The sequence below is a fragment of the Streptomyces sp. MB09-02B genome (assembly GCF_033794485.1).
GTDB lineage: Bacteria > Actinomycetota > Actinomycetes > Streptomycetales > Streptomycetaceae > Streptomyces.
The window spans coordinates 1-6,502 of record NZ_JARGEE010000464.1; the positions used below are offsets into that span (position 1 = coordinate 1).

The 6,502-nt window shown below is 72.1% G+C and carries 6 protein-coding genes and 1 pseudogene; 2 read left to right on the top strand and 5 right to left on the bottom strand.

The window, feature by feature from the left end; all coding sequences use genetic code 11:
- Window positions 1–3: 3 nt before the first annotated feature.
- Entirely contained in the window at window positions 4–1,200 is a 1,197-nt protein-coding gene (locus P1P70_RS37965) for a DUF418 domain-containing protein (protein ID WP_319245901.1), read from the top strand.
- 70 nt (window positions 1,201–1,270) lie between these two features.
- Here P1P70_RS37965 and P1P70_RS37970 read toward each other — a convergent pair whose 3' ends face one another.
- The gene (locus P1P70_RS37970; protein WP_319245891.1) at window positions 1,271–1,423 is read right to left on the bottom strand and encodes a hypothetical protein; all 153 of its coding nucleotides are present in this window, start codon (window positions 1,421–1,423) and stop codon (window positions 1,271–1,273) included.
- A 102-nt stretch (window positions 1,424–1,525) separates the two neighbouring features.
- Between P1P70_RS37970 and P1P70_RS37975 the strand changes: the two genes are divergently transcribed.
- On the top strand, window positions 1,526–2,842 hold the full coding sequence (locus tag P1P70_RS37975) for a phytase (protein ID WP_319245893.1): 1,317 nt from the start codon (window positions 1,526–1,528) through the stop codon (window positions 2,840–2,842).
- 5 nt (window positions 2,843–2,847) lie between these two features.
- On the opposite strand, the gene P1P70_RS37980 is transcribed toward P1P70_RS37975, so the two are convergent.
- The 4 genes and pseudogenes from P1P70_RS37980 to P1P70_RS37995 form a co-directional block, all read right to left on the bottom strand.
- Entirely contained in the window at window positions 2,848–3,552 is a 705-nt protein-coding gene (locus tag P1P70_RS37980; RefSeq protein WP_319245895.1) for a FadR/GntR family transcriptional regulator, read from the bottom strand.
- A 22-nt stretch (window positions 3,553–3,574) separates the two neighbouring features.
- Window positions 3,575–4,615: an ABC transporter permease gene (locus P1P70_RS37985; protein ID WP_319245897.1), complete on the bottom strand. Its 1,041-nt coding sequence runs from the start codon at window positions 4,613–4,615 to the stop codon at window positions 3,575–3,577.
- A gap of 2 nt (window positions 4,616–4,617) precedes the next feature.
- Window positions 4,618–6,273: a sugar ABC transporter ATP-binding protein gene (locus P1P70_RS37990; protein WP_319245899.1), complete on the bottom strand. Its 1,656-nt coding sequence runs from the start codon at window positions 6,271–6,273 to the stop codon at window positions 4,618–4,620.
- Window positions 6,274–6,376: 103 nt separating this feature from the next.
- Window positions 6,377–6,502 (bottom strand): annotated as a pseudogene (locus P1P70_RS37995) (sugar ABC transporter substrate-binding protein); the annotation flags it as partial.

The following is a 6,502-nucleotide window of genomic DNA, read 5'->3' on the forward strand; positions in this document are numbered from 1 at the left end:
ACCCTGGCCCCGGCTCCCGCGCTCGGCGGGACCCCCGAAGGACCGTCCACCGGGCGGCTGGTCGGCATCGATCTGGCCCGTGGACTCGCGGTCCTCGGCATGTACGCCGCGCACGTCGGCCCGGACCCGGCGCACGGAGGGCCGCTGGGCTTCGTGATGGAACTGGCGCGAGGCCGCTCCTCCGCGCTCTTCGCGCTGCTCGCCGGTTTCACCCTCGTCCTGATCACCGGCCGCCCGCACCCCCGCACCGGGCGCGCCGGACGGCAGGCGGTCGCCCGGATGGTCATCCGTTCCCTCGCCCTGATCGTCCTCGGGTTCGCCCTGACCGCGCTCGACACCGACGTCGACGTGATCCTCGCCTTCTACGGGCTGATCTTCCTCGCCGTCCTCCCGTTCCACCGCCTGCCCGCCCGGACGCTCGCGCTCCTCGCCGCCGCGGGCGCGCTTCTCATGCCCCAAGTCCTCTACGGGGTACGGCTGTCGATCGAGGACGGCGACTGGGCGGACACGGTCATCGCCTCCGATCCGCTGGCCCGGGTCAGTGACAGCGACGGCCTCCTGGAACTGCTGTTCACCGGCGAATACCCCGTGCTCACCTGGGCGTCGTTCATGCTGGCCGGGATGGCGCTCGCCCGCGTCGACCTCAGCCGGAGCGCGATGCGCACCCGAGTGGCGGTGACCGGAGGTGCGTTGACCGTCCTCGGCTACGGCGGCTCCTGGCTGGCACTGAGTCTCGTCCCGCACGCCCGGGTCACCGTCGCCGCCGCCACCGACGGCGCCGGGGCCGCCTCGGCCTGGTGGTCCGACACCGTCGGCCACCTCGTCGACGACACCCCGGCGGCCTGGCTCCTGGTGGGCGCGCCGCACAGCCAGACGACCTTCTCCATCCTCGGCAACACCGGTGTCGCGCTGCTCGTCGTGGTGCTGTGCGTCACGGTCATGGACCGGCTGCCGCGCTGCGCGCGCCTCGCCACGCCCGTGTGCGCCGTCGGCATGACGGCCCTGACGGCGTACGTCCTGCACATCCTCGCCATCCGGGAGTTCGGCATGGCGGAGGAGACCGGCCCGGCCTTCGTCGACCTCCTCCTGCACAGCCTGGTCGCCCTGCTGCTCGCCACCGCCTGGACCCGGAGGTTCCGCCGCGGACCGCTGGAACACCTGCTGCACACCACCACGCTTCCGGCGCGCCACGTGAGGTGACATGTATCGGGCAACGTCCGGGCGAACTTCAGCCGAACCGCGACAGTTTCACCACGGCGGCATGGACAGCTCACGTCCGTCTGCGCGCAAGCTTCTCTCCGCACCATCGACAGAGCCCGATCATGGACAGGGCCTGGTCACAGATCTGGTCGATCACCGACCCGGCCTGGTCACAGATCTGGTCGATCACCGACCCGGCCTGATCACCGATCTGGTCGTTCACCGACCTGGCCCGTTCACCGACCTGGCCCGACGATCGGCATGGCCCGACGATCGACACGCCCAACCATCGACGACAGTCACGACGGTAAGGAAGCGAACGCCTGTGAGAACGCCCCGCACTGCTCGAAGAGTCGCACTTCTCGCCGCCGGCACCGCGCTGACCACCCTCCTCACGGCGGCCCCCGCCGGAGCGGGGACGGCCGCGCTCCCGACGGTGACCGCGACGAGCGAGACCGCCGCGCTGTACGGCGACGAGGCCGGCGGCAACGCCGACGCCGACGACCCGGCGATCTGGCGGAACCCCGCCGACCCGGACCGCAGCCTCGTCGTCGCCACGGCGAAGGAGGGCGGCCTGCGCGTCTACGACCTGGACGCCCGCCTCGTGCAGTCCCTCGCCGCGCCGAAGCCGCCGACGCCGGACGACGCCCCGGGCCGCTACAACAACGTCGACCTCGTCACCGGCCTGCGCACCTCCGAGGGCCGGGCCGACGTGGCGGTGGTCAGCGACCGGGGCAACGACCGGCTGCGGATCTACCGCATCGACCCCGCCCGCCCGAACGGCCCGCTCACCGACGTCACCGACCCGGCCGCCGCTCCCGTGTTCTCCGCCGACCAGGCCGAGATCAACGACCAGCGCACCGCGTACGGCCTCGCCACCTGGACGGACAGGGCCACCGGCCGGTCCTACGCCCTGGTCAGCCGACGCGAACGCACCCGGCTCACCCTGCTCGAACTCCTCCCGGCGGCACACGGCAAGGTCGGCTACCGCACGATCCGCACCCTCGACCTGCCGTCCTCCTTCCGCCTGCCCGACGGCACCCGATGGAGTCCCTGCGGCGAGCCCGGTGAACTCCCGCAGGTCGAGGGCATGGTCGTCGACCCCGCCACCGGCACCCTCTACGCCGGCCAGGAGGACATCGGCATCTGGCGCCTGCGCGCCGACCTCACCGGAAAGCCCGTCCTGGTCGACAGGACCAGGGAGTACGGCGTCCCCGGCACGTACGACGAGGAGACCGAGGAGTGCGTGCCGGGCGCCGACCCCGGTTACGGCGGGAAGCGGCTGTCGGCCGACGTCGAAGGCCTGACGCTCTATCAGGAGCGGGGCGGGGACGGCTACTTGCTCGCCTCCAGCCAGGGTGACGACACCTTCGCCCTGTACGACCGCGAGGTGGGCGAGGGCAACGAGTACGAGGGCGGCTTCCGCGTCGGGGCCGCGTCGGGCACCCTAGACGGCGTTCAGGAGTGCGACGGCGCGGCCGTCCTCAACGCCCCGCTGGGCAGCCGATACCCGCGCGGCCTGCTTGTCGTCCAGGACGGCCACGAGACCCCGGAGGTCCCGGACGACGAGGGCGGCACGCGCACGGCGACCGGCTTCAAGTTCGTCGACCTCGGTGAGCTGGTGGAAGCCGGCGACCTGTAGCGCGGTCACCCCCCGGCCGCGTCGAGCGGATCCTCCTGGACGAGCCCGCTCGCCATCCACTGCTCCACGGCGGCGACGTGGACCGTCGCCGCCGACACCGCCAGGGCGGCGTCGCGGGCCCGCAGGGCGCGGAGGATCTCCTCGTGCTCGCGGTGGGCGTGCTCCACGGCCCGCTCGGTGCGGCTGCCCCGGACGATCCGGGCCCGCTGGGTGCGGGTGGAGAGCACCTGCATCAGCATCGACAGCACCGGGTTGCCGACCGCCTGCACGATCCGCAGGTGGAACGCGATGTCGTAGCCGACGAACTCCTCGACCGTCGCGGCCGCCCGCGACCGCTCCAGGATCACGCCCAGCTCGTCGAGGTCGTCGGCGGTGAGCAGGGCGGCGGCCGCCCCGGTCGCCTGGGGTTCGAGCAGCCTCCGTACCTGCAGCAGCTGCAGCGCCGTCCGCCCCTGGGAGACGTCCGAGGCGAACGAGAGCGACTCCAGCAGCAGATGCGGCTCCAGGCTCGACACATAGGTGCCGTCGCCCTGCCGGGTGACCAGGATCCGCATCGCGGTCAGTGCCCGTACGGCCTCCCGCAGCGAACTGCGGGACAGGCCGAGCTGGGCGGCGAGGATCTCCTCCTTGGGGAGGCGGGAGCCCGGCGCCAGCTCCCCCGCCACGATCATCGCCTTGATCTTGTCCATCGCCTCGTCGGTGAGTGCCACGAGGTGCCTCCCTGTACCGCGACTACTCCTGCTTCTCGCCGGAGGCGAAGCGGGAGATGATCAGTGCGACGATGATGATCGCGCCGTTGAGGAACTGGTTCCACAGGGGCGGCACGCCCGCCAAGGTCATGACGTTGACGACGAGTTGGAGGGTGAGGACGCCGGTGAGGGCGCCGAAGACGGAGCCCTTGCCGCCGTTGAGGCTGACCCCGCCGATGACGGTCGCGGCGAACACCTGGAAGATCCAGCCGCTGCCCTGGGTGGCGGAGATCGAGCCGTAGTGGCCGCTGTAGAGGATGCCGGCGAACGCGGCCAGCACACTGCCGAGGATCAGCACCGCCCACACGATCCGGTCGACGCGGATGCCGGCGGTACGGGCCGCCTCGGCGTTGCCGCCGATCGCGTACAGCGCCCGGCCGTGCCGCAGCCAGGCCAGCGCGCTGCCGCCGATCGCGAAGAGCACCACGCAGACCCAGATCGCGGCCGGAACCCCGAGCCAGGAGGCCTTGCCGAGGTAGGTGAAGGAGGACGGCAGCTCCACGATGGACTGGCCCTCGGAGAGGGCGACCTGGAGGCCGCGCAGCATGGTCAGCATGCCGAGGGTGACGATGAACCCGTTCAGGCGCAGCTTGAGGATGAGGAAGCCGTTGACGGCGCCGATCACCACGCCGACCAGGAGGCAGAGCGGTACCGCCATCCATTCGGGGAATATGCCGAGGCCGGTGAAGCGGGCGCCGCTGGTCGGCAGGACCAGCCAGACGGCGATGACGGGGGCCACGCCGATGGTGGACTCCAGCGAGAGGTCCATCCGGCCGCAGATCAGGATCAGCGCGGTGGCCAGGACCAGCAGGCTCAGCTCGGTGGACTGCTGGGCGACGCCGATGAGGTTGTCGGCGGTCAGGAAGGCCGGCGAGACGATGAACCCGATCAGGCCCAGGACGAGGATGGCGGGGACCAGGGACAGCTCACGGAAGCGACCGAGGTCGAGCCCGCGGCGGGTGTCTCCGGCGGTGTCCCGCGCGACGCTCGTGGCGGGGTCGGTGACATCAGTGGTGGCGGACATGACTACCTTCCGTGCTCTTCGGTGGTCTCAGACGTGGGATCGGCGGGGGTGAGGGGCGGATCGCCGGCGAAGCCGTGGGCACCGGTACCGGAGGTCTCGGCCCGGTCGGCCACACCCTCCATGGCGGCGACCACGTGCTCGTCCTTCCAGCCGCGGTCGAACTCGGCGACCGCCCGCCCGTGGAACATCACCACGAGCCGGTCGCACACCTTCAGGTCGTCCAGCTCGTCGGAGACGATGAGCGCGGCCTTCCCGCCGTCGGCGACCTGCCGGATCCGGCGCAGCAGGAACTCCTTGGACTTGACGTCGACGCCGTTGGTGGGGCGGATGGCCACCAGCACCTGGGGGTCGGTGGCCAGGGCGCGGGCGACGACGACCTTCTGCTGGTTGCCGCCCGACAGCGCCGAGACGGGGGTGGACCCGCCCGGGGTCTTGATGTCGAGGTCCCGGATCATGCGCTGGGCGAACGTCCTGGTGCGGGCGGGCAGCACGGTGCCGTACGGGCCGAGCTGGTCGGTGACGGTGAGCGTCGCGTTCTCGGCCACGCTGCGGTTGTTCACCAGGCCCTGGAGGTGCCGGTCCTCCGGGACGAGCCCGACACCGACGGCGAGCGCCGACGGCACGCTGCCGCCGCGCACCCGCCGGCCGCCCACCGAGATCGTGCCCTGCTCGGGGCGGTGCAGCCCGGCGACGGTCTCGCCCACCCGCACGTTGCCGCTGGCCGCCGCGCCGGCGAGCCCGACGACCTCGCCCGCCCGCACCGTCAGCGACAGGTCCTGGCAGGCACCGGGCAGGGTGAGGCCCTCGACCGTGAGGAGTTCCGGGGCGTCGGCCCGCACCGGGGGGCGGTCCTCGACGGCTGCCGCCGCCGTGCGGGTGGTCTCGCCGGTCATGGCCTCCACGAGCGCCTGGTGGCCGAGTTCGGCGACGGGCGCGGTCAGGATGTGGGCGGCGTCGCGGTAGACCGTGACGGTGCTGCAGAGGTCGTACACCTCTTGCAGGTGGTGCGAGATGAAGAGGAAGGCGACGCCCTGGCGCTGGAGGTCGCGGAGCTTGTCGAAGAGGCGGTTGATGCCGCGGGCGTCGAGCTTCGCGGTCGGCTCGTCGAGGATGATGAAGCGGGCGCCGAACGACAGGGCCCGGGCGATCTCGACGAACTGCCGCTGCTCGACGGTGAGGTCCTTCGCCCGCGCGTCAGCCCTCACGTCCACGCCGTAGCCGGCGAGCAGCTCCTCGGCGCGGGCGCGCAGGTGCTTCCAGCGGATGGGACGCGTCGCACCGTCGCTCTGCCGGTTCAGGAAGAGGTTCTCGGCGACGGTCAGGTCCTGGATGATCGTGGACTTCTGGTAGACGCAGGCGACGCGGGAGCGCCAGGCGTCGATGTCGCCGACGGCGGGTGCCGCCTCGCCGGAGAAGCGCAGGGTGCCGGTGTCCGCCTGCTGCAGTCCGGTGAGGATGGACACGAGCGTCGACTTGCCGGCGCCGTTGCGGCCGACCAGGGCGTGCGACTCGCCCGCGGCGATGCTGATACGTGCGTCGCGCAGGGCGACGGTCGCGCCGAACCTCTTGCTGATGCCGGTGGCCTCGGCCACCGGGGCGTCGCTCCCGGCGGCGGGGTGACCGCCGCCGGGAGCCGCGGCGGTCGCGGTGTCCGCCATGGTGGATACCGTCCTTCGTGGGGTGGATACGAGGGGGTGTGGGCCGGGGACGGGCGGAGGGACGGGCCGCGTCCCTCCGCCCGGTCGTCGGCCGGGTTCGTGGCTAGCCGACGTTGTTGCCCCACAGGGTCTTGTCGTCCACGTTGTCCTTGGTCACCAGGGGCGCGGGGAGCTGGTCCTCCAGGCCGTTCGGGATCTCGATGATCGTGGAGCCGTGGTCGGTCTTGCC

Excerpts from the sequence above, each read along its gene's own strand:
- P1P70_RS37990 (WP_319245899.1), bottom strand. The coding sequence starts at position 6,273 with ATGGCGGACACCGCGACCGCCGCGGCTCCCGGCGGCGGTCACCCCGCC.
- P1P70_RS37985 (WP_319245897.1), bottom strand. The coding sequence starts at position 4,615 with ATGTCCGCCACCACTGATGTCACCGACCCCGCCACGAGCGTCGCGCGG.